The following is a 22,165-nucleotide window of genomic DNA, read 5'->3' on the forward strand; positions in this document are numbered from 1 at the left end:
CGCCGTCCGTAGGACAGGCGCGAGAGAGCCAAGGGTGCGTGCTCTGCCGTAGAGCACAGACCGTGACGCGGAACCGCACCTGCAGTTCACTTGTAGTTCTTAATCGCTCTCTCGGAGCAGGCGACGAGCCTCCGCGACGATCGCATCGGCCGTAATGCCGAAGTGCTGGTAGAGCTCCGCAGCCGCCCCGGAAGCGCCGAAGCCCGTCATGCCGACGAAGCCACCGGCATCCCCCAGCCAGCGATCCCAGCCGAAGCGCAGCGCCGCTTCGCAGCCCACGCGAACCGTCCCCACGCCGAGCACGCTCGCCCGGTACGCCTCGTCCTGGCGTTCGAACAGTTCCCAGCAGGGCATCGACACCACCGCCGTCGGCGTGCCCGCGGCCTGCAGGGTCTCGCGCGCTGCCAGTGCGAGTGCCACTTCCGAGCCGGTGGCCAGCAGCGTCACTGCGCGCACGCCGCCGTCGGCCTCCGCCAGCACATAGGCGCCGCGTTTCGACAGGTTGGCACTGGTGTGCAGGCGACGCACATGCGGCAGCGACTGCCGCGCGAACACGAGCGTCGACGGACCGTTGCGTCGCTCGAAGGCGACCTCCCAGCACTCCGCCGCCTCGACCGCGTCGGCCGGACGCAGCACCAGCATGTTGGGCAGCGCGCGCAGCGACGCCAGGATCTCCACCGGCTGGTGCGTCGGGCCGTTGCGTCCGATGCCGATGGAGTCGTGGCTGAACACGAACTTCACCGGCAGCCCCATCAATGCGGCCATGCGCATGGCGGGACGCTCGTACTCGGAAAACGCGAGGTAGGTCAGTGCCAGCGGCACGACGCCGCCGTGCGCCGCCATGCCGTTGGCCATGGCGCCCATCACGTGCTCGCGCACGCCGCAGTGCACGTAGGCGCCGCTGCGGTCCTGCGCCGTGAACGCCGCCAGGCGCCGCTTGTGGTTGATGGGCGCCTCGAGGTCCGCACAGGCGACCATGCGCTCGGGCATGCAGTCGACCAGCAGGTCGTTGATCTCCGCGGAGATGAAGATGCCGCTGGCCAGCGGTTCGCGCGTGATGGCGAGCCGCTTGTAATCGAGCAGCACCTCGCGCCAGCGCTCGGGCATTTCGCCGGCGAGGACGCGTTCGAGCTCGGCGCGTTCGCCCTGCGGCAAGCCAGCGACGCGCGCGCGCCAGTCCTCGCGTTCGGTGCGGTTGCGGCGGCCCGCTTCGCGCCAGGTGGTCAGCACGTCCGGTGGCACCTCGAAGGGCGGCGCCGGCCACCCGAGTTGCTCGCGCGCCGTCGCAGCGTCTTCCGGAAACAGCTTCGCGCTGTGGCCGCCGCGCTGGCCCTGCAGCCGCGCGATGCCGCGCGCGATGACTGTGCGGCAGGCGATCAGCGACGGCCTCGGGTCGGCCTTGGCGGCGGCGATGGCAGCCGAGACGGCTTCGACATCGTGGCCGTCGACTTCGACCACATGCCAGCCCGCCACGCGAAAGCGCGAGGCGACGTCCTCACTGATCGACAGGTTCGTCGCACCGTCGTCGGTGATGCGGTTGTCGTCCCACAGCAGCACCAGCTTGCCCAGGCGCAGGTGCCCGGCCAGCGAGATCATCTCCTGGCCGACCCCTTCCTGCAGGCAGCCGTCGCCGACGAAGGCATAGGTGTAGTGGTCGACGACCTGCGCGCCGAAGCGCGCGCCCAGGTAGGCCTCCGCGACCGCCATGCCGAAGGCGTTGGCAATCCCTTGCCCCAGCGGGCCGGTGGTCACCTCGATGCCCGAGGCCGGGTCGTACTCCGGATGGCCTTCGCAGCGCGAACCGAAGTCGCGGAAGGTGCTGACCTGCTCGATGCCCATGCGCGCGTAGCCCGTGAGGTGCAGCAGCGCATACAGCAGCATGGAGCCGTGGCCGTTGGACAGCACCACGCGGTCGCGGTCCGGCCAGGTCGGGTCCGACGCATCGAACTTGAGGTGCCGCGTGTAGAGCGCGGTCGCGATCTCGGCCATGCCGAGCGGCACGCCCTGGTGGCCTTCGCCCGCCCGCACGATGGCGTCGATGGCGAGGAAGCGGATCGCGTTGGCGAGCGAAGAACTGGAGGGAGCGGACATCGCGTGTGGAATGCGATTGACGATCAGCCCAGCCAGCCCTTGATGCGCTGGCCCAGCGCCTCGCGGCTGATGCCGTAGCGGTCATGCAGCGTCGGCAACGCGCCGGCGTCCAGGAAGGCGTCGGGCAGGCCCGCGAGCTGGAAACCGGCCGGCTGCACGCGGTTGCGCAGCAGCGCGCTCGCCACCGCCTCGCCCAGCCCACCGATCACCGAATGGTTCTCGGCCACCACCACCAGCCGGTGCTTGTAGCGCACGGCCTCGACGATGGCGGCCTCGTCCAGCGGCTTGATCGTCGGGCAGTGCAGCACGGCGACACCGACCTTGTCGTTCGCCAGGTCCTGCGCCACTTCCAGTGCGCGCATCGTCATGATGCCGCTGGAGATGACCAGCACGTCGGCGCCTTCGCGCAGCATCTTGGCCTTGCCCAGTTCGAAGCGGTAACCCTCGATGCCATCGAGCACCAGCGGCACCTGGCCGCGCAGCAGCCGCATGTAGACCGGACCCTTGTGCGCGGCGATCTGCGGCACGGCCTGCTCGAGGTCGAGCGCGTCGCACGGATCGACGATGGTCAGGCCCGGAATGCCGCGCATCATCGCCAGGTCCTCGGTGGCCTGGTGGCTGGGACCGTAGCCGGTCGTCAGGCCGGGCAGCGCGCAGCAGATCTTGACGTTGAGGTTTTCCTCGGCGATCACCTGGTGGATGAAGTCGTACGCACGGCGGGTGCCGAACACGGCGTAGGTCGTCGCGAAGGGCACCAGGCCCTCCTTGGCCATGCCGCCGGCCGCGCCCATCAGCAACTGCTCGGCCATCCCCATCTGGTAGAAGCGCTCGGGGTACGCCTGCGCGAACAGGTGCAGGTCGGTGTACTTGGCGAGATCCGCCGTGAGGCCGACGACTTCGGGATGGGTCGCCGCGTACTCGACGAGCGCCTTGCCGAACGGCGCGGCCTTGACCCGCTGCCCCTCCGTTGCGATCGAGGCGATCATGGCCGAGGTGGTGAGGCGGGGCTTCTTTTCTGCGGTGACGGCGGTCATTCGGAATCCTTCGCGCGATGCGCTAGGGTGCTATTCGCCTTGGGAGCGGACCGGCGGCTCATGCCGGGGCTCCTTCGGACTGCACGGATGGCTGGGACTGGTCGAGGATCTCGAGCGACTGCTGCCACTCGGGCGGATCGACCCGGATGAAGTGGTTCTTCTCGCGCTGCTCCAGGAAGGGCACGCCCTTGCCCATCAGCGTGTCGAACAGGATGACGCGCGGCCTGGGCTCCTTCAACGTGCGGGCGACGTCAAAGGCGGCGAGCACGGCGGCGAGGTCGTTGCCCTGCACGCGCTGCACGTGCCAGCCGAAGGCGGCCCACTTGTCGGCCAGCGGCTCGAAGCCCAGCACCTTGCCCGACGGGCCGTCGGCCTGCTGGTTGTTGATGTCGACCAGGCAGATCAGGTTGTCCAGGCCGTGGTGGCCGGCGGACATCGCGGCCTCCCAGGTCGAGCCTTCGTCCAGTTCGCCGTCGGACATCGAGTTGTAGACGAAGGCCGGGTTCTTCTTCTGCTTCAGGCCGAGGGCCATGCCCACGCCGATGACGAGGCCCTGGCCCAGCGAGCCGCCTGAGATCTCCATGCCCGGCGTGTACGTCGCCATGCCCGACATCGGCAGGCGGCTGTCGTCGCTGCCATAGGTCTCCAGTTCGCTCTCGGGAATGACGCCGGCCTCGATCAGCGCGGCGTAGTGGGCGATGGCGTAGTGCCCGTGCGAGAGCAGGAAGCGGTCGCGTCCTTCCCACTCAGGTTCGTCGGGGCGCAGGTTCATGGCGTGGCAGTACGCCACGGCCAGCACGTCGGCCCAGCCGAGGGCCTGGCCGATGTAGCCCTGGCCCTGGACTTCGCCCATGCGCAGGGCGAAGCGGCGGATGCGGTACGCGCTCTCGCGCAGGCGGGGGAGCAATTCAGACATGGAAGTCCTGTGAAGTTCGAAAGGAAGGCGAGGCCTAGAGCAAGCCGATGGAGAACCACGGCACGAAGGCAACGATCAGCAGGCCCAGGAGCAAGGCGCCCAGGTAGGGCCAGATGCGGCGCACGGCGAGGTCGGGGTGGACCCGGCCGATCGTGCAGGCGGCGTAATAGCCCAGGCCGAACGGCGGCGCGAACAGGCCGATGCCCATGGCGAGGATGATCACCATCGCGTAGTGCACCTCATGCACGCCGATCGCCTTGGCCACGGGGAACAGCAGCGGTGCGAACAGCACCATCGCGGGAATCCCCTCGAGCACGCTGCCCAGCACGATGAAGGCGGCGATCGACACCAGCAGGAAGCCGTACTTGCCGCCCGGCACGCTGGTCATCGCCGCGGCCAGGGTGTGCGAGAAGCCCGACTGCGTGAGCGCCCACGACATGCCGGTGGCGGTGCCGATGATGAACAGGATGGCGCCGGACAGCGCCGCCGTGTCCACCAGCATCGGGTACAGCCGCTTCCAGTCGAAGCGCCGGTAGATGAAGAGCCCGGCCAGCACCGCGTAGGCGATGCCGATGGTCGAGACCTCCGTCGCGGTGGCCACGCCTTCGACCACCGCGGTGCGGATCAGCACCGGCAGGACCAGCGCCGGCACGGCGACGAACAGCGTGCGGGCGACGACGCCCATCGAGGCACGCTTGAGGCCGACGGCGATTTCCGCACTGCGGAAACGGGCCAGCAGCGCCAGCATCACGGCCAGCACCACGCCCGGCAGCAGGCCGCCGGTGAACAGCGCACTGATGGAGATGCCGGCCACCGAGCCGATGGTGATGAGCACCAGCGAGGGCGGAACCGTCTCGGCCATGGCGCCCGAAGCGGCGAGCAGGGAGATCAGTTCGCCTTCATGGTTGCCGCGCTTCTTCATCTCCGGCAGCAGGACCGGCGCGACCGCCGCCATGTCGGCGGTCTTCGCACCCGAGATGCCCGACACCAGCAGCATCGCGCCCAGCAGCACGTAGTTGAGGCCGCCGCGCACGTGGCCCAGCAGCGAAGCCAGGAAGTCCACCATCGCCTTGGCCATGCCGGTCATTTCGACCAGGTGCCCGAGCAGGATGAACAGGGGCACCGCCAGCAGGATCAGCGAACTCATGCCCTCGTCGATGCGGCCGCTCACCACGGCCAGCGGCGTGGTGGTCACGCACAGCAGGAAGGCAACGGTCGCCAGCCCGAAGCAGAACGCGATCGGCACGCCCAGCAGCACGCCGGTGCCGAGCAGCAGCGCGAAGAAGATGACCAGGTTCCAGTTGCCGATGCCCTGCAGCCAGCCCGCGCCGAGGTAGAGCGCACCGGCCAGGGCCGCAATGGAGAGTGCCACGGCCACCAGGTCGGCCAGGCCCAGGCGCGCCAGGCGCAGCAGGCCGATGGCGATCATGAACGCGCTGCCCACCGGAACCGCCGCGGCGCGGAACGTGTTCGGCCATGACAGGGCGGGCGTCAGCACCACCCACTCGTCGCGGGCGTACTCGGTCATCGGCCCGATCAGGATCACCAGCATCAGGCAGGGAGCCGCGATCGCCAGGGCCTCCGCCCAGGCCTGGGCCCGCGGGCTCCATCGCGCGACCAGCGCCGTGGTGCGCATGTGCGTGCCGCGCCGCAGCGCCACGGCCGCGCCCAGGTTGGCCAGCCAGAGGAACAGGATCGAGGCCAGTTCGTCGGCCCAGGGGATCGGGCTGTTGAAGACGAAGCGCGAAATCACGCCGGCCAGCAGCACGAGGACTTCGCCGACCACCAGCGCAGCGGCGGGGGCCTCGATGGCGTGGCCCAGCCACGCCTCGGCACGCGCGGGAAGCGACCCCTCCGGCGCCAGGGGATGAGCTGCCAGCAGCATGGTGCTCACCCCAGCGCCCCGACGCTGTCCTGCAGCAGCTTCCAGGCGTCTTCACCGAACTTGCTGCGCAGGTCCTTGTAGAACGTGCCCTTGGCCAGCGCATCCTTGAACGCCTTCTTGTCGGGTTCGATCATCTGCACGCCCTTGGTCGCGAGGTCGGTGCGCAGCGAGACGTTCAGGGTGGCGATGTCGGCGCGCTCGTCGGTCGCGGCCTTGTCGAGTTCTCGGCGCACGATCTCCTGGATGTCCTTGGGCAGGCGTTCCATGGCCTTGCGGTTGCCGAGGATCCAGTAGGCGTCCCAGACGTGGTTCGTCAGGCTGCAGTACTTCTGCACCTCGTAGAGCCGCGCGCTGCTGATGATGGCCAGCGGGTTCTCCTGGCCCTCGACCAGCTTGGTCTGCAATGCGGAGTAGACCTCGTTGAAGTTGATCGGCGTGGGGCTCGCGCCCAGCGCGGTGAACAGCGAGGACAGCATGGGCGCCGCCGGCACCCGCAGCTTCATGCCCTTCAGGTCGTCGGGCGTCTTGACCGGCTTGGTCGACGTGGTCACGTTGCGGAAGCCGTTGTCCCAGGCCTTGGACATCGTGAGCAGGCCGACCTTCTCGATCTGCGCCCGCACGTAGACGCCGAGCGGGCCGTCCATGGCCTTCCAGACTTCGTTGTAGTCGTGGAAGGCGAAGCCGGTGTTGACGATGCCGGCCGCCGGCACGAGCGTCGACAGCACGGTGTTCGCCTGGTTGAAGAACTCGACCCCGCCATTGCGGATCTGCGAGAGCAGGTCGGTGTCGGAACCGAGCTGGTTGGCCGGGAACAGCTTGATCTCCATCCGGCCGCCGGTGGCCGTGCGGATGCGGTCGATGGCCTCCTGCGCGCGCTTGTTGACCGGGTGCGACGGATCCTGGCCGGTGGCGAACTTGTAGTTGAACTCGGCGGCGTGCGCGAAGCGCGTGCCGATCGAGAACAGCGGCAGCGCGGATGCGCCGGCCAGCACCTGCCGGCGCGTGAGGTGGATCTTGGATGCAGTCATGCTTGTCTCCTGGGGTCGGAACGAGGACGGCCGATGCTTCGGCTCAATGGATCAACATGCCGCCGTTCACGTCGAGCGTGATGCCGGTGCAGTAGGCGGAAAGCGGGCTGGCCAGGAACACGCAGGCGCCGGCCACGTCGTCGGCACGGCCCAGGCGCGCGAGCGGGATCGTCTCGGCGATCTCCGCCTTCTTTTCCGGGGTCAGCTTGCCCTGGGTGATGTCGGTCTCGATCAGGCCCGGGGTGATGCAGTTGACGCGGATGCCTTCGGGGCCGAACTCGCGCGCCATCGCGCGCGCCAGGCCCAGCACGCCGGCCTTGGCCGCGGAATAGTGCGGGCCGCCGAAGATGCCGCCGCCGCGCTGGGCCGACACCGACGAGATGCAGACGATGGAGCCCGACTGCTGCTTGCGCATGGCGGGGATCGCGGCCTGCGACATGTACAGCGTGCCGCGCAGGCTCACGTCGAGGATGCGGTCGTAGTCGGCGCCGGTGATCTCCAGCGTCTTCACCGGCTGCGTGATGCCGGCGTTGTTGACCAGGATGTCGATGCGGCCGCAGGTCTTCAGCACCTCGGCGACGGCGGCTTCGCAGGCGGCCTTGTCGGTGACGTCGGCGACCAGGCCGAGATGGCCCTCGCCCAGGCGGGAGGCGGCCGTTGCGGGTTCGGCGCGGGCCAGGTCCAGGATGACGACGCGGGCGCCTTGCGCGGCCATCTGGCGGGCGGTGGCGTAGCCCAGGCCGTTGACGCCGGCGCCGCCGGTGATCACGGCAACCATGTTCTTGAGCAGCATTGATTCAATCTCGGTAAGGGTGGGGATTTCGGCATCGAACCGCGGAGGCGGATGCAGTCGATGCCTGCCGGGCCCGGTTCGGCCGGGTGGCGTGGGCAACTGCTTGTCTCCGTGTTCTTGCAGCGAATGGTCGGCGCCGGCACACCGGATGACAAGCGATCATTCTTCAGCCTAAGATGACAGATCGTCATCTAACGTACGGGTGAACCCGATGGCCTCCCTTCCGCCGGTCACCAACCTCCTGGCCTTCGAAGCCGTCGCGCGCCGCCGCAGCTTTGCATTCGCAGCGGCCGAGCTGCATCTCACCGCGTCCGCGGTCAGCCACCAGGTGGCGCGACTGGAAGCAGAGCTGGGCGTCAGGCTGTTCGAGCGCAGTGCGCACGGCGTGCGCCTGAGCGCTGCCGGCGAGCAGTACCTGGAGCGCGTGGCCGGCGCGCTGTCCGCCATCTCCGCGGCAACCGAGGACCTGCGCCAGGGCGTGGGCAACAGCCTGTACGTGCATTCGGCGCCCAGCCTGGCGAGCCTGTGGCTGATGCCGAGGCTGCGCAGGTTCGCAGACGCGCACCCCGACATCTCGCTGAACCTGTCGGCCGCGCACACGCACAGCGACTTCGCGCTGGGGCAGGCGGACCTAGACATCCGCTACGGCGTGCCGCAGTGGGGCGACCTGGTGGTGGAGCCCCTGTTCGAGGAACGCGTCGTGCCGCTGGCCAGTCCGGCCTTCATCCGCGAGCACCGGCTCAAGCGGGTGGAGCAGCTGATGGACGTGCCCCTGATCCAGAGCAACATCAGCGTGGTGCAGTGGTCCGACTGGCTCGCGGCGTTCTCGGACCAGCGCGCACCGGAGCGCTTCACCTTCCGCTTCGATCGCGCGCAGATGTCGCTCGATGCGGCGACGCAAGGCCTGGGCGTGGCGCTGGAAAGCACGACCAACGCCGGCCTTCATCTTGCCGACCGGAAGCTCAAACCCGTGTTCGGCATGGACAAGGCGATCCGGGTCAAGGCGCACTTCGTGGTCTATCCGGCCAAACACGCCAGGCGCGCACCGGTCGAAGCCTTCCTGTCCTGGATTCACCGCGAGGCGGCGAGGACGGCGCAAGCCAAGGTGAATTAGCGCGTGATCGCGGGCGACGGCAGCCCGCGGCCGAAGCAGTCATTGACGCAGGTCATCGGTCGATCTCCTCCGCTGCCGAACCAGCGGTTCGTGTCAGCAATCAGGGATAGGATTTCCGGGCTGTTTCCTGCCCACCCATGATCCGCGATCAAACTTTCGGCGAGGAATTCGCCAACGCGCTGAGCCACGGCTTCGGCTTCCTGCTGGCGGTCGCGTCGTTGCCGATCCTGGTGTCGCACGCGGCGCTGCGCGGCGGCGCGGCCAACGTGGTGGCCGCGAGCGTGTTCGCGGGCACCGGGATCGTCCTGTACCTGGTGTCGACGCTCTATCACGCGCTGCCGGCCGGCGCCGCCAAGCGCTGGTTCAACCGCCTGGACCACGCGTCCATCTACCTGTTCATCGCAGGCAGCTACATGCCCTTCCTGCTCGGCGTGCTGCGGGGACCGTGGGGCTGGACCCTGTTCGGCGTTGTGTGGACGGCCGCGGCGCTGGGCATCGCCGCGAAGCTGTTCGATCGCCTGCGGCATCCGCTGTGGTCGACCGGCCTGTATGTGGCGATGGGATGGGTGGCGCTGCTCGCCGCGGCGCCTCTGGTGGAGCGGATGTCGATGGCCGGCCTCCTGTGGCTGGTCGCGGGGGGCTTGTCGTACACCGCCGGCGCCGTGGTGTTCCTGCTCGACTCGAAGCTGCGCTATGCGCACTTCGTGTGGCACCTGTTCGTGCTCGGAGGCACCACGTGTCACTTCTTTGCGGCGCTGTGGCACGCTGCGGCCTGAACCGCATGGGCCATCCACGGCCCCCGGGTTGAACTCAGCCCGCGCGAGCGGCCGTCACGCCGGCGAATCCTCCTCCGACGCCAGCGCGCGCCGGACGGCCTCCATCGCGCGACGGCGCACCTCGTCGTCGATCATGCGCGCGGGCCGCTCGTGCAGCGCGCGCTTGCGTGACGCGGGCTTCTCGACGAGGTCCTCGTAGGGAAGCGTGTAGTCGGTGTCCGCCACCGCCACGAACGGATGACCCTGGTTCCAGGCCGGCGGCAGCTCGCGGGTGACGCCCGACGGGCGCGGGCTCATCGCCAGCACGGCCACGGTGGTGGCGACCAGGCCGGCGTGGGCCCAACGCAGGCCACCTCGCTGCGACCGGTACGACGCCGCGTCCAGCGCGGGCGCGCGCACCGGCGCCAGGTCCAGGAATCCGCGGACCTGCGCGGCCTGCACGAGCGGCCTCGGCCGCATCGCCTCTTCCGGCGTGCGCAGCAAGCCCAGGCGCCTGGCCAGGCCACCGACGCGCGGATGACCGGTCAGGACCACCAGCGGCACGGCGAGCGACAGCGGCAGCCACATCGGCGCCAGAGCCACGGCCGCCGTGCGCTGCAGCAGGCCCAGCCCCGCCGCAACCGGCAGCAGGATCATTGCACCGAGGCGGCGCGTGACGTCGCCCCATTGCGGCGCCTCGGCCCCGCGCGGTGGCGACTTCCACTCGAGCTTCAGGCCGGTGAGCGCGCCGAACACGTACACGCAATGCGCCAGCATGCGCAGCGGCGCCTGCAGCGACGACAGCAGCAGCTCGAACAGCGCGCTGCCGGCAAGCCGCGTCACTCCACCGAAGGCCGCCGCTTCCCTCCGCGCCACGACCACGGCGACGCTCAACACGCGCGGCAACAGCAACAGCGCCAGCGTCAGCAGCCACAGGCCCGTGTCGCCGGTGTCGCGGCCCTTGCCGCTCAAGCCGAGCGCCGTGAAGGCGAGCCACAGCGGCGCCACGCCGTACGACAGCGCGCCGACCGCGAACATCGCCCGGTGGGCGCCGCGCCAGCCGGGCTCCGCCACCAGCCGCAGGTTCTGCAGGTTGCCCTGGCACCAGCGCCGGTCGCGCTGCAATTCGTCCAGCAGGTTGGCGGGTGACTGCTCCCAGCTGCCCTCCAGGTCCGGCACCAGCCACACCTCGTAGCCCATCCGTCCCATCAGCGCCGCCTCGACGAAATCGTGCGACAGGATCTCGCCCGCCAGGCCGCCGTGGCCCGGCAGTCGCGCCAGGCCGCAGTGCCGCATGAACGGCTCGACGCGCAGGATCGCGTTGTGCCCCCAGTAGTGCGCGTCGCCCAGCTGCCACCACGCCATGCCCCGGGCGAACAGCCGTCCCGCGACGCGGCTCGCGAACCGCTGCGCGCGCGCGTGCAAGGTCACCGGATTGGCGACCTGCGGCAGCGTCTGCAGGATGCCGGCGCGCGGATGCGCTTCCATCAGCCGCACCAGCTGCACCAGCGTGTCGCCGCTCATGGTGCTGTCGGCGTCGAGCACGACCATGTAGCGGTAGTTGCGGCCCCAGCGCCGGCAGAAGTCGGCCACGTTGCCGGACTTGCGCTTCACGCGTCGCTTGCGCCAGCGGTAGAACAGGCGGCCCGTGCCGTCGGCGGGTTCACCCAGCATCGCGCACAGGCGCCGCCAGGCCCGCTCTTCCGCCGCGCGCAGCGCCGGATCGCTGGTGTCGGACAGCACGAACACGTCGAACAGCTGCAGCGCGCCGGTGGCGGCCAGCGACTCGCAGGTCGCACGCAGCCCGGCGAAGACCGATACGATGTCCTCGTTGCAGATCGGCATCACGATCGCGGTGCGCGCCGCCGCATCGATCGGCTTGCGCGGCACGGCGGCCGTCGGCGAGAACGGGTCGCCGCGCCACGCCGCCCACGCGCCCATGGCGGCCGTGGCGCATCCCACCCCGACCCAGGCGAACAGCAGCGTCATCAGCGCGGTGGCGGCCCACCACAGCGCATCGGGCTGATCCGGGGCCGCTTCGATGCGCAGGGCCGCCGCGCCAGCCGCCATCGCCGCCACCAGCAGCAGCAGCAGCGTGCGGCGGCGGCGTGCGGCGGCATGCCACGGCGCCGTGCTTTGGACGCTCGCGCGCGGCGAACGCCCGGGCCACATCGCAAACAGGAGCCCGCGCCAGAAGCCGAACCAGGGTGACGGGGTCATGGCGCCGCGCTGGAAAGTCGGTGCGGTGCGGGCGCGGGCGGAAGGGGGAGCGCTGTTCATGGTGTCATTCACTGGGGTGCCAATGCGTGGGACCAGGTTTCGGAAAGGACGCGCGAGCCGCGGCGCAGGAACACGCGAAGCTCTGCCGCCTGACTGGGGTCGATGCGTTCGAAGTCGAGGCTGACGCGCCAGCCGGGCAACGCCGGATTGGGGTACGCGGTGGCGCGCAGGCCGCGCACGTTGGCGTCGCCGCTGGCCACCGCCTCCACGGCGTCCTCGGCCAGGCCCTCGAGCGCCGGCCCCGCGAAGTCGAGGTGGTACTGCTGGTGGCCGGCCGGGATCGTGCCCTCGCGCCAGCCGTGCCCGCGGCGGCTTTGCACCACCCAGGCGCCGGGCGGCAGGGGCTGGCGATCGGACACCGTCAGGCGCCAGGCGAACTCGACCGGCTCGCCGGGCGCCGGCAGCTTCTCGGGGAACCACCAGGCGCCGACGTTGTCGTGCGTTTCGTCGGGCGCATGGAACTGCAGCAGCTCCACGCGGCCCGCGCCCCACTCGCCGATGGGCTCGACCCAGGCGCTCGGCCGCAGGTCGTAGCGGGCTTCCAGGTCGTGGTAGCTGCTGAAGGCGCGGTCGCGCTGCATCAGGCCGAAGCCGCGCACCGCCTTCATGGCAAAGCTGGTGACGAACACGACGCGCGGGTTGGACAGCGGACGCCAGATCCATTCGCCCTCGCCGCTGGCCACCTGCAGGCCGTCGGAATCGTGCACTTCCGGGCGGTAGTCGTCGCCCAGGGGCTGGTTCTCGCCGCCCAGGAACATGCTGGTCAATGGCGCGATGCCCAGGCGGGCCAGGGGCCCGCGCAGGGTCAGCCGCGCGCGGACCTCGACGGTGGTGTCGGACGCGCCCGGCTTGACCACGAAGGCGTACGCGCCGGTCACCCGGGGCGATTCGAGCAAGGCGTAGAAACGGACCACCTTGTCGCCTAGCAAGGGCCGCACCACCCAGAAGGTGGTGAAGGCGGGAAACTCCTCGCCGGCCCCGCCGACGGTGTCGACCGCCAGGCCGCGCGCGGACACGCCGTAGCGCAGCGCGGGCGCGACCAGCCGGAAATAGCTGGCGCCCAGGAAGGCGGCCACCTCGTCGCTGCGCCGCGGCTCGTCGGTCCAGCGGTTCAGGCGCCAGCCGGCGACGCCGGCGCTGGCCCCGTTCTCGAACGCGCCCGCGGGCACGCGCAAGGGCCGCACCGTGTCACCCACCACTTCGAACATCTCGACGGCGCGCGTGAAGCCGCGGCCGCGCGGAAAGTACTGCAGCTCGAAAGGCGTGCCGGTGCCGCGCCACGTGGAGAACTCCGGGCGAAACCGTTGCCTGCGGTAGGCGTCATAGCTCATTGCGGCGAGGGTGGCGTCCGCGGCAGCGGGCTGCCGGTAGGGCGCCCTCGCGACGCGATCGGCCTCGCGGGCGACGTCATCGAATCCGAACGAAAGCGCAAGCCCTGGCGCGAGCGCGAGGAACGCGATGGCCCAGAGCGCGCCATGTCGGAACGCGTCGACCCAGAATCGTCGCAGCATCTCAACCATTGCGTTACTGAACGCGCGATTGTCGCCGCCATGGGGCTGCCACGTAGCTCAACAACGCACCGTTACCGCTGAAGCTGCTTCTGACGGAAAGCTGACGGCGGCTGCCCGATTGCCCCCCGCTGGCACCCAGGTCGAGGCTTGCGGCCACGGCACCTCAGTGCGGGCGATGCAGGTTCAGCGCGCAAATGAGATCATGGCGGCCCGTTACAGGAGCCATCTTGCCGGACCAACTCGAAAGCGATTACCTCGTCGTCGGTGCCGGCGCGGCGGGGATGGCGTTCACGGACTCGTTGCTGACGCATTCGGACGCGACCGTCACGATCGTCGATCGGCGACACGGGCCGGGTGGGCACTGGCTCGACGCCTACCCCTTCGTTCGCCTGCACCAGCCCTCCGCGTTCTACGGCGTGGCGTCCGTGGCCCTGGGTGACGACGAGATCGACCGGTCCGGCATCAACGAAGGCTTCTACGAACTGGCGGGAGCGGACGAACTGCGCGCCTACTACGCGCGCGTGATGCGGCAACAGTTCCTGCCGAGCGGGCGCGTCCGCTACTTCCCCTGTGCGGATTACATCGGAGGCGATTCCGGCACGCACACCTTCAGGTCACGCCTGACCGGGCAAACGCACCACGTGCGGGTGAAGCGAAGACTGGTCGACACCGGCTACCTCGAAGGAAAGGTTCCCGCGACCAGCCCGCCCTCCTTTGCGGTCGCCGAGGGGATCCGCTGCATTCCCGCGGGCGACGTGACACGACTGGAACACGGTGGACGGTACGCGATCATCGGCGCGGGCAAGACCGCGCTGGATACGTGCGTGTGGCTGCTGCTGCAAGGTGTGCAGCCCGGGCGCATCCGCTGGATCAAGTCACGTGAAAGCTGGTGGCTCAATCGCCGATACCACCAGCCGAACTCGTTCCTGCCGGACTTCTGCGCCGGCGTGGCCATGCAGCTGCAGGCCATGGCGCAGGCGCCCTCCGTCGCGGAGGTGTTCGCGCGCCTGGAGCAGGATGGCTTCCTGTTGCGCGTCGATCCTGGCGTCGTGCCCAGCATGATGCGCGGCGCGATCCTGAGCGAGAAGGAGCTGATGCTGCTGCGCCAGGTCGAAGACGTGGTGCGTCTCGGACACGTCCGGCGCATCGAGCCGGACCGGATCGTTCTCGACGATGGCGAGGTCGAAGCTGCTGCCGACACCGTGTACGTCCATTGCGCCGCGTACGGACTGTCCCGCCCGCCGCTGCGGCCCATCTTCGAGCAGGACCGCGTCACCCTGCAGCCGTGTTTCTGGGGCTTCGCCAGTTTCCAGTTCGCGTTGCTGGGGGTCGTCGAGTCGCTCGTGGAAACCGCCGAAGAGAAGAACCGGCTTTGCCTGCCGCTGCAGTACTGGGATGCGCCCCAGGACTATCTGTCCGCCTACCTTGCGCTGCTCCGGTCCGAGCGCGTGCGCGCCGCGCATCCGCTGATCGCGAACTGGGCGAAGGAAACGCGCCTGAATCCCCTGGGACAGGTCGGACGCTTCCGCGAGGACCCGGCGATGGCCCGGGCATTCGCCGCCATCCGGCAGTTCGCCGGGCCTGCGGGTGACAACATCAAGAGGCTTCTTCAGGCAACGGCTTGAGCTTCGTGGGTCACACCTGCGCTGCCCGCACCCGGCCCGCAACCACTCGCACCCCGCTGGGGGAGGCACGCCAGATGGCGAACGTGGACAGCAGCGAGCAGCCGATGGCCACCCAGAACGCCGGCGCGTAGCTGCCCGTGCGGTCATGGACGAAGCCCATGAACCACGGACCGATGGCGCCACCTGCGAGTGCGCTGAGCATCAGGGTCCCGAAAATCGGCCCGTAGTGCCTGCCCTCGAAGATCTCGGCGGGAATGGCGCCGACGACGGACGTGAGGCCGTAGCCGATCGCGCCCTGCGCGATCACCATCGCATACAGCAGCGGGATCCCCGGATAGGCAGGCAACGCGAGCAGCGCGACATAGGCCATGCAAAACCCCGCATTGCCGATCGCCCACACGATTTCGCGTCCGATCCGATCGGACAGCCAGCCCAGCGCGATCTGGCCCGGCACGCCCGCAAGGCTCACGGCGCCGAGCGCCCACGCCGCCTCCCGCGCGCTGAAGCCGGTTTCGATGAGGTACTTGGTCTGGTGCACCTGCACCGCGTACCACGAAAAGAGCGCAGCGAAGTACGCCACCGCGATCCACCAGAACCGTCCGGTGCGCAGCGCGCGTGCGAGCGTCCAGTCGACGGCAGCCCACGCGGCGTCCACGACGTTCACCCGGCGGGCGTGCGCCGCCGCCGGCGTGTCGGCGTCGCCGTCCGGCGCGAGCCCGATCTCCTCGGGCCGCCGCCGGAGCAGCAGGTTGAGCGGCACCAGGACGACGAGCGCCACGATGCCCAACAGCGTGCACCCGGCACGCCAGCCGTTTCGCTCGACGAAAGTCTGCAGGGCGGGCAGCATCACGATCGAGCCGAACCCCACTCCGGCAAAGGCGATGCTGATGGCGAGCCCGCGGCGCCGCACGAACCAGTTCGGCAGGAACAGCGCCTGGCCGGTGTAGCCGGTGAACGTCGTGCCGGCGCCGACCAGCATGCCGAGCGTGACATAGACATGCCAGGGCTTGCCCACGTAGGTCGCCAGCAGCAGGCCCGCGGCGGTGGCGGCGATGCCGATCTCCATGACCCAGCGCGGGCCATGCCGGTCCATCAGGCGCCCCAGCAAGGGGCTCAGCACCGCGGAAACGACGAAGCCGAACGAGAACGCACCCGCGGTGACGCCGCGTTCCCATCCGAACTCGTCGAGGATCGGGGGAAAGAGCAGCGAGAAGGCCGTGCGCGCGTTCACGCAGATGGCCATCGTCACGAAGACGACGCCGACCACGATCCACCCGTAATAGAACGGCAGGCGCCGTGCGAACTTTTCAAGCAATCGGCTTCACCTCGCTCGGCCGAACATACCACCCGATCCGGCGTCCGGCCTACCACCCCATCCCGAATCGCAAGGCCAGCATGACGCCGGTGCCGCAGACGATCGTCCCGAACAGGCTGGGCCGCCACGCATAGAACGCGAGGCCCGCCAGGGCGCCGAAGATGCGCGCGTCGCGCCAGGTGTCGACCAGGTGGCCCTGCGTCATCACCAGCTCCGGGGCGACGACGGCGGACAGTGCGGCAATGGGCGCATAGCGCAGTCCCTCGCGCAGCCACTGCGGCATCGGCAGTTCCTCCTTCGGCAGCAGGAAGAACGCGCGGCACGCCAGGGCGACCAGGGCCATGCCCAGCGTGGTGACGAAAAGCTCGAACTGGCTCACGGCTCGCTTCCTTCCCGCAGGCCCGGTACGCGCCGCGCCAGCACGCCGAACGCGATGGCAGCCGCGATCGCGACGACAATGTTCAGCTTCAGGGGCAGCGCGTACGCCGCGACCGCGGCGCAGGCCGCCACGACGGCAGCGATCCACGTGGCCGGCTTGCGCAACTGCGTGCAGGTCAGCGCGAGCAGGGCCATGGTGCCGGCAAACCCGAGGCCCCAGGCCGCGGGGATGCCGTAGCCCGCGACGATCCCCGTGATGATGGAGACCTGCCAGACGCCGAAGGTCACGATGGCGCTGCCCAGGAAGTAGTCCACATGCCGGCGGTCTTGCGCCGGCTCGGCATAGCGGCGGAAGAACAGCGCGAAGTTGGTGTCGCCCATCAGGAAACTGCACGCGAGGCGTTGCCGGCGCGGCAAGTGCGTGAAGTACGGGCGATAGTGGAAGCTGAACGCCATGAATCGCAGGCACACGCACAGCGTCGTGGCCCAGACGACCCACATGGGCGCGCCGGCAGCGATCAGCGGCAGGGACGCGATCTGCGCGGAGCCGGCATAGACCACGATGGACATGAAGATGGCGAGCGGCACGCCCATGCCGCTCTTGGCCATCGCGACGCCCGCCACCAGGCCCCAGGCCGCGATCCCGATCGCCATGGGCACGGCCTCGGCCACTCCCTCGCGGAACACGGGTCGACGCATGGCGGCCATGGCCTCGGCATGGAATGAAGCGACCCAGGACGCCACCGAACGCTGCTCCCCAAAGCCCGGATTGTCTCGCGGGAGCCGGGTGGCTCGCTTTCACGGACATGACGTGTGCTTCCGGCCCGAACGAGTCATGCACTTTTCGGCGGTCCAGCGGCGTTAAGCTCGCCCGGTGACCAGAACGCCCTGGCTGATCCTGCTGCTGCTCGCGTGCGGCGCGCTCGCCTGCTACGCGCTGGTGCTGGCCTTCCTCTGGTGGCGCCAGGAAAGCCTGATGTTCTACCCCGTGCCGCTGCCGGCCGACCACCCGCTGGCCACCGCGCCGGACATCCGCGAACGCACGGTGGACGTCCCCGGAGCCCGCCTGTCCGTCCTGCACCTGCAGCGTCCCGGCGCCCGGGGCGTGGTGTTCTTCCTGCACGGCAACGCGGGCAACCTGCAAGGCTGGTTCTCCAACGCCGATTTCTACCGGGACGCCGGCTACGACCTGGTGATGCCGGACTACCGCGGCTTCGGCAAGAGCACCGGCCGCATCGCCAGTGCCCAGCAACTTCGCGACGACGTGCGTGCCGTGTGGTCGCAGGTGGCGCCGCAATACCGCGGGCGCAAAGTGGTGCTGTACGGTCGTTCGCTGGGCACGGGGCTGGCTGCGGACCTGGCCCAGGAGCTCAGCGCCCAGGGCCAGCCGCCGGACCTCACGGTGCTGGTCTCCCCTTACACCAGCTTTCGGGCCCTTGCGGCGGAGTTCTACCCCTGGGTGCCGGCTGCGCTGCTCCGGTATCCCCTGGAGACCGAAAGCCACCTGCCACGCATCGTCGGGCCCGTGCTGCTGGTCCACGCGGAAAAGGACAGCCTGATCGGCATCCATCACCTGCGGCGGCTGCAGCAGGTGCTGCCCGGTGCGCGCGTGCTCGTGGTGCCCGGCGCGGACCACAACGACCTGCACGAATCTGCCGTGTACCGCGAGGAACTGCGGCGCGCCTTGCGTGCGCTCTAGCGCTCCTCGCTGCAAAACAGGTCCTGCGAGATCAGCCCGGCGCGCTGAGGGACTCGGTCGGCGCCGATGCGGGCGTGTGAGCCGAAGGTCCCATAGCGCCGGCCTGCAGCAGCAGGAAGAATCAGGATTCGCCATGTCACGAGGCTGGCGAATGCGGCCCATGGACCATCCTTCATCCGCCCTGCTCCGGGCGCCTTCCGGGCCCGCCGATACGGCCTGCGCGGCGGTTGCGTCCCGGGCCCTCGCCCGTGCGGGATGGATCCAGGGTCCCGCGTGGGACCTCGTCTGGATCCTGAATCCGCTGTGGCTGGCCCCCCTGTTCCTGCTGCTGGAGCGCGCGTACGGCAACGCTCGCAACAGTCCGGTGGACTGGCTGTTCTTCGTCCTCGCCGTCCCGCTGTGGTTCGGCCATCGGGTCTCGTCCGCCTGGCTCGCCTACACCACGCCGGCCTACCGCCCCCTGCTCACGTCCCAGCGCCTGCGCTTCGTGGCCTGCCCCGTGGCGGTGGCCGTGGCCTGCTTTGCGGTGCTGCTCGCACCCGAGAGCGTGCTGCCGGTCCCGCTCGAGGAGCGCGTGGTCGGCCTGGCCGTCATCGACTACCTGATGGTGAGCCACCATTTCGCCGCGCAGCACTTCGGCCTGCTCAGCCTTTACCGTGGCCGCGCGCAACGCCCGTCGGATGCCACCGCGCGACGGCTGGATCGCTGGTTCGCGCTGCTCGTCGGGGGCGGGTTCGTCGTGCTGGCCAACGCCCTGGCGGGGTCCATCGCATTCCAGGAGCGATGGGTCGACCCGCTGCTCGGGGGCGCGCTGTCCGATGCCGTCGTGCAGGCCGTGGGCAATGGCAGCATGGTCCTCGTCCTGGCCCTCACCGCGCTGATGCTGGGCGTCGAACTGCGTTCGCCGCGCCCGTCGCTGCCGCGCGTTGCCTATGTCGCCAGCGTCTCCACGATCGTCCTGCTGGGCTTCCTGCACCCCTTCCTGTTCCTCGTCCTCTGGAGCGTGCAGCACTGGAGCGCCGCCGTGGGCGTCGCTTCGCTGGCGGCGGCCGGGGGACCGCAGGAAACCGGTGCGCACTGGCAGCGCCTGCTCGCACCGGTCAACCGGCGCGCCTGGTCCGTCCTGCTCGTGCTCGCCGTGCTCTCCGCCTTGCTGCTGCCCTTGCTGGAAGTGGAGGCGGTGGGCGACGAGTACGTGGTCGCCGATCGCCTGTTCGGCGAGGCCGCGCTGTGGCTGCGGACATCGCCCTTCGTCCCGGCGCTGCTGGCGCTCGGTTTCGCGACCGGATTCATCCACTACCTGCTGGACCGCGCCGCCTTCCGCTTCTCCTCGCCCGAGGTGAGGCGGGCTGCGCGTGGGTTGTTGGAGCGACGGGTCGACGATCAGGTCAGCGGTGCCTAGACCGGCATCCGTTGACTGTCCGCTTGAAGGAAGGGTCAGGCCGCGCGCTGATCAGCCTTCAACTGACTCGACTTCTTCGGTGGTAAAGCCCGCCGGCAGCACGATCTCCAGCATCTCTACGTCGTCGCTGTGTCCGAGCTCCCGATGGCGAATGCTCGGGGGTTGGTGAACGCACGAACCGGCTTCGAGCCGCACCACTCCTTGGCCTTCATACTCGAATTCGATCCAGCCCTTCAGGATGTAGACCATCTGAAAGGACGTCTTGTGACGATGCGGTTGACTGGAAAATTCCTTGCCTGCCGCAGCACGAATGACATGCGCATCGACTCGACCCTCCGTGGCGGACTTGATTCCCAGATCACGGTACTCGTAGAACGAGCGCAGACCGCGTTCAAACACCGCATCCCTTGCATGTGATGCGACGAAGCCTTGGGTGGTCATGGTCCTGGCCCTCCTGAGAATGACAGTGGACTCGAGATGCTACTCGCGCGGCCTAACGCAGGAATGACCGGCGGGCAGTAGGCGGGCGAAAGCTGGCCGATAGGCCATCCGCGTCGAATGCCGAGTCAGGCGACATGACCCATCTCCGAGTCAGGGCGCGCGCCGGTAGTGCATGGCGACCGCGCCGCTGCGGAGCGGCTTCGCCGAGATCAACTCGAGCCGTCGCGTGCTGGGCAGCCCACTCTCGTACAGGGTCGGGCCGTGGCTGGCGATCCTGGGGTGGACGAGGAACTTGTACTCGTCGATCAGATCCAGCCGGTCCAGCTCGGTCGCGAGCTTGCCGCTACCGAGGAGCACGCCGTTCGGGGTCGCGTCCTTGAGCTTCTGTACGCACGTGCGCAGGTTGCCGGCGATGTGGTGGCTGTTGGTCCAGGGGAAGTCCTTTCGCGTCGAGGACACCACGTACTTCGGCTTGGCCTCCAGCTTCACAGCCCACTCGCGCATCGCAGGCGGTGCCTCCGCGTCGCCGCGGGCGACCGCTGGCCAGTAGCTCTCCATCATCTCGTAGGTGACGCGGCCCCACAGCATCGCCCCGCCCTCGTCCATGAGGCGGGTGAAGAAGGCGTGTGTCTCGTCGTCGGCGATTCCTTCCTGGTGGTCGACGCAGCCGTCCAGGGTGACGTTGATACCGAAGGTCAAGAGTCCCATGGTGTCCTCCATTCGAGATACGCGACGAGCCGCTCGCCGTCTGGCTCCAAGGGCATGAGTCCAATTCGCAGGGTGCTCACCCTGTGTCGCCTACCGTTAGAGGTGCCGGCTCGTGTCCGTGTCGACCGACTCCTTAAGTCTCACCGCACCTTGCTCAGACGGTCGGCCATTCGCGTTTGCCAACCAGGGCCAGTTGCTTTCCAGCGTTCGATTACATCGACGGGAAGCCGCAGCGTCAATTGCTTGCGTGGGTTTTCTGAGGGAGGACGTCCTCCCTTACTGATCTTGGCGCGCGCCAGCATTTCCTCGGTGAGTTCGGGGAGTTCCTCGTACTCGCTCTTCTTGATTCGGTGCGCGTCCACGCGCGCCAGATCAGACTTCAAGGAGTGGCGCGATGCGGGCTTGCTCGCGGGCATTGGCTTTTCCTCATGCTAAAGACGTGACGGTCCGCGCCACGCGGTGTGTAGCCGACCACCACCAGGCGACCTGCGAGGAGGCCGTAACAGATGATTCGCACTTCACCATAGTCTCTGCGTGTGTCCTCGACCTCGAGCGTCACGCCTGCGAAGACAATCTCTGCGTCCTCGAAGTCCAATCCGCGCTCTTCCAGCGTGCGTTCGCGCTTCTCGGGATCGTAGGTCACGCCCATAGGTTATTGTAGCTACAACAACTGGCGCGTCAAGGACGGCTGTTCGGCGAGATTTAACGTAGAAATGACCGGCGGACCATAGGCGCGCGACAGCGCGCCGTGAGTACGTCCGTGTCGATTGATGGGATGGACTCCTCTCGTTTTTCGCGCCAGATTGGCGCACTGGTCTTCATTGGCGTGGGGATCAGGTCTTCAACGAAAGGAGTCCGACATGGATGCTACAACCGTCGCCGTCGATCTTGCAAAGACTGTTTTCCAGGTGGCCGAGGCTGATGCGCAAGGGCGCATCGTTGGCTCGCATCGGCTGACCCGCACGCAGTTCGAGCGCTTCTTTGGCAACCGCACGGCCGCACAAGTCGTGATGGAAGCCTGCGGCTCGGCGCACCACTGGGCCAGGTCGCTGCAGCGGCAAGGTATCCGGGTTCGCCTGCTGCCGGCCACCCACGTGCGCCGCTACTGCCTGCGCAACAAGACCGACGCGGCCGATTGCGCCGCCCTGCTGGAGGCGCACCGCAGCCCCGAGATCCGCGAGGTGCGCGTC

General features: G+C 68.9%; 21 protein-coding genes. 6 read left to right on the plus strand and 15 right to left on the minus strand.

Annotation, left to right across the window (positions count from 1 at the left end):
• Nucleotides 1-99: 99 nt before the first annotated feature.
• Genes tkt through AC1DSA_RS18660 form a run of 6 tightly spaced genes read right to left on the minus strand, consistent with a single transcriptional unit; the run spans nucleotide 100 to nucleotide 7,747 of the window.
• Nucleotides 100-2,091 carry a transketolase gene (gene tkt, locus AC1DSA_RS18635; protein ID WP_477891901.1) on the minus strand — a complete coding sequence of 664 codons (1,992 nt, stop codon included), beginning with the start codon at nucleotides 2,089-2,091 and terminating at the stop codon, nucleotides 100-102.
• 23 nt (nucleotides 2,092-2,114) lie between these two features.
• Nucleotides 2,115-3,125 carry a transketolase family protein gene (locus tag AC1DSA_RS18640; RefSeq protein WP_477891903.1) on the minus strand — a complete coding sequence of 337 codons (1,011 nt, stop codon included), beginning with the start codon at nucleotides 3,123-3,125 and terminating at the stop codon, nucleotides 2,115-2,117.
• A 58-nt stretch (nucleotides 3,126-3,183) separates the two neighbouring features.
• Nucleotides 3,184-4,041, minus strand: a complete 858-nt coding sequence (locus AC1DSA_RS18645; protein WP_477891905.1) for a transketolase — start codon at nucleotides 4,039-4,041, stop codon at nucleotides 3,184-3,186.
• 34 nt (nucleotides 4,042-4,075) lie between these two features.
• Nucleotides 4,076-5,926 (minus strand): TRAP transporter large permease, encoded by a 1,851-nt coding sequence (locus tag AC1DSA_RS18650; protein ID WP_477891907.1) that lies wholly within the window; start codon nucleotides 5,924-5,926, stop codon nucleotides 4,076-4,078.
• Between the two features lie 5 nt (nucleotides 5,927-5,931).
• Entirely contained in the window at nucleotides 5,932-6,954 is a 1,023-nt protein-coding gene (locus AC1DSA_RS18655) for a TRAP transporter substrate-binding protein (protein WP_477891909.1), read from the minus strand.
• Nucleotides 6,955-6,997: 43 nt separating this feature from the next.
• Nucleotides 6,998-7,747, minus strand: coding sequence for an SDR family NAD(P)-dependent oxidoreductase (locus AC1DSA_RS18660; RefSeq protein ID WP_477891911.1), 750 nt, complete (start codon nucleotides 7,745-7,747; stop codon nucleotides 6,998-7,000).
• Between the two features lie 211 nt (nucleotides 7,748-7,958).
• Here AC1DSA_RS18660 and AC1DSA_RS18665 point away from each other — a divergent pair, with 211 nt between their 5' ends.
• Nucleotides 7,959-8,861, plus strand: coding sequence for a LysR substrate-binding domain-containing protein (locus AC1DSA_RS18665; RefSeq protein ID WP_477891913.1), 903 nt, complete (start codon nucleotides 7,959-7,961; stop codon nucleotides 8,859-8,861).
• Nucleotides 8,862-8,998: 137 nt separating this feature from the next.
• On the plus strand, nucleotides 8,999-9,637 hold the full coding sequence (trhA, locus tag AC1DSA_RS18670; RefSeq protein ID WP_477891915.1) for a PAQR family membrane homeostasis protein TrhA: 639 nt from the start codon (nucleotides 8,999-9,001) through the stop codon (nucleotides 9,635-9,637).
• Between the two features lie 54 nt (nucleotides 9,638-9,691).
• On the opposite strand, the gene mdoH is transcribed toward trhA, so the two are convergent.
• Both mdoH and AC1DSA_RS18680 read right to left on the minus strand, forming a co-directional pair.
• The gene (gene mdoH / locus AC1DSA_RS18675; protein WP_477891917.1) at nucleotides 9,692-11,896 is read right to left on the minus strand and encodes a glucans biosynthesis glucosyltransferase MdoH; all 2,205 of its coding nucleotides are present in this window, start codon (nucleotides 11,894-11,896) and stop codon (nucleotides 9,692-9,694) included.
• Between the two features lie 8 nt (nucleotides 11,897-11,904).
• Nucleotides 11,905-13,407, minus strand: coding sequence for an OpgD/OpgG family glucan biosynthesis protein (locus tag AC1DSA_RS18680; RefSeq protein WP_477891919.1), 1,503 nt, complete (start codon nucleotides 13,405-13,407; stop codon nucleotides 11,905-11,907).
• A gap of 227 nt (nucleotides 13,408-13,634) precedes the next feature.
• Here AC1DSA_RS18680 and AC1DSA_RS18685 point away from each other — a divergent pair, with 227 nt between their 5' ends.
• On the plus strand, nucleotides 13,635-15,032 hold the full coding sequence (locus AC1DSA_RS18685) for an NAD(P)-binding protein (RefSeq protein ID WP_477891921.1): 1,398 nt from the start codon (nucleotides 13,635-13,637) through the stop codon (nucleotides 15,030-15,032).
• A 10-nt stretch (nucleotides 15,033-15,042) separates the two neighbouring features.
• Here AC1DSA_RS18685 and AC1DSA_RS18690 read toward each other — a convergent pair whose 3' ends face one another.
• From AC1DSA_RS18690 to AC1DSA_RS18700, 3 genes are read right to left on the minus strand one after another with little or no spacing between them, the layout of a single operon-like run.
• The gene (locus AC1DSA_RS18690; RefSeq protein WP_477891923.1) at nucleotides 15,043-16,347 is read right to left on the minus strand and encodes an MFS transporter; all 1,305 of its coding nucleotides are present in this window, start codon (nucleotides 16,345-16,347) and stop codon (nucleotides 15,043-15,045) included.
• 49 nt (nucleotides 16,348-16,396) lie between these two features.
• Complete coding sequence (locus AC1DSA_RS18695) at nucleotides 16,397-16,726, minus strand: AzlD domain-containing protein (RefSeq protein ID WP_477891925.1); 330 nt, start codon at nucleotides 16,724-16,726, stop codon at nucleotides 16,397-16,399.
• The gene (locus AC1DSA_RS18700; protein ID WP_477891927.1) at nucleotides 16,723-17,433 is read right to left on the minus strand and encodes an AzlC family ABC transporter permease; all 711 of its coding nucleotides are present in this window, start codon (nucleotides 17,431-17,433) and stop codon (nucleotides 16,723-16,725) included. The genes AC1DSA_RS18695 and AC1DSA_RS18700 overlap by 4 nt, the downstream gene beginning before the upstream one ends.
• Nucleotides 17,434-17,599: 166 nt before the next feature.
• On the opposite strand from AC1DSA_RS18700, the gene AC1DSA_RS18705 reads away from it, so the two are divergent.
• Nucleotides 17,600-18,424 (plus strand): alpha/beta hydrolase, encoded by an 825-nt coding sequence (locus tag AC1DSA_RS18705; protein WP_477891929.1) that lies wholly within the window; start codon nucleotides 17,600-17,602, stop codon nucleotides 18,422-18,424.
• 160 nt (nucleotides 18,425-18,584) lie between these two features.
• Entirely contained in the window at nucleotides 18,585-19,826 is a 1,242-nt protein-coding gene (locus tag AC1DSA_RS18710) for a hypothetical protein (protein WP_477891930.1), read from the plus strand.
• Between the two features lie 51 nt (nucleotides 19,827-19,877).
• Here the strand turns inward: AC1DSA_RS18710 and AC1DSA_RS18715 are convergent, their stop codons facing one another.
• The 4 genes from AC1DSA_RS18715 to AC1DSA_RS18730 all read right to left on the minus strand — a co-directional run bounded on the left by AC1DSA_RS18715 (nucleotide 19,878) and on the right by AC1DSA_RS18730 (nucleotide 21,618).
• Nucleotides 19,878-20,267: a cupin domain-containing protein gene (locus AC1DSA_RS18715; RefSeq protein WP_477891931.1), complete on the minus strand. Its 390-nt coding sequence runs from the start codon at nucleotides 20,265-20,267 to the stop codon at nucleotides 19,878-19,880.
• A 150-nt stretch (nucleotides 20,268-20,417) separates the two neighbouring features.
• Nucleotides 20,418-20,975 carry a dihydrofolate reductase family protein gene (locus AC1DSA_RS18720; RefSeq protein ID WP_477891933.1) on the minus strand — a complete coding sequence of 186 codons (558 nt, stop codon included), beginning with the start codon at nucleotides 20,973-20,975 and terminating at the stop codon, nucleotides 20,418-20,420.
• Nucleotides 20,976-21,115: 140 nt separating this feature from the next.
• A complete protein-coding gene (locus tag AC1DSA_RS18725; RefSeq protein ID WP_477891935.1) occupies nucleotides 21,116-21,391 on the minus strand; it encodes a BrnA antitoxin family protein in 276 nt (91 codons plus the stop codon).
• Entirely contained in the window at nucleotides 21,355-21,618 is a 264-nt protein-coding gene (locus AC1DSA_RS18730; protein WP_477891937.1) for a BrnT family toxin, read from the minus strand. The genes AC1DSA_RS18725 and AC1DSA_RS18730 overlap by 37 nt, the downstream gene beginning before the upstream one ends.
• Before the next feature lie 217 nt (nucleotides 21,619-21,835).
• Between AC1DSA_RS18730 and AC1DSA_RS18735 the strand changes: the two genes are divergently transcribed.
• On the plus strand, nucleotides 21,836-22,165 hold a 330-nt coding region (locus AC1DSA_RS18735), incomplete at its 3' end, for an IS110 family transposase (RefSeq protein WP_477891939.1).

This window comes from Ramlibacter sp. P4_H7 (assembly GCF_056400765.1).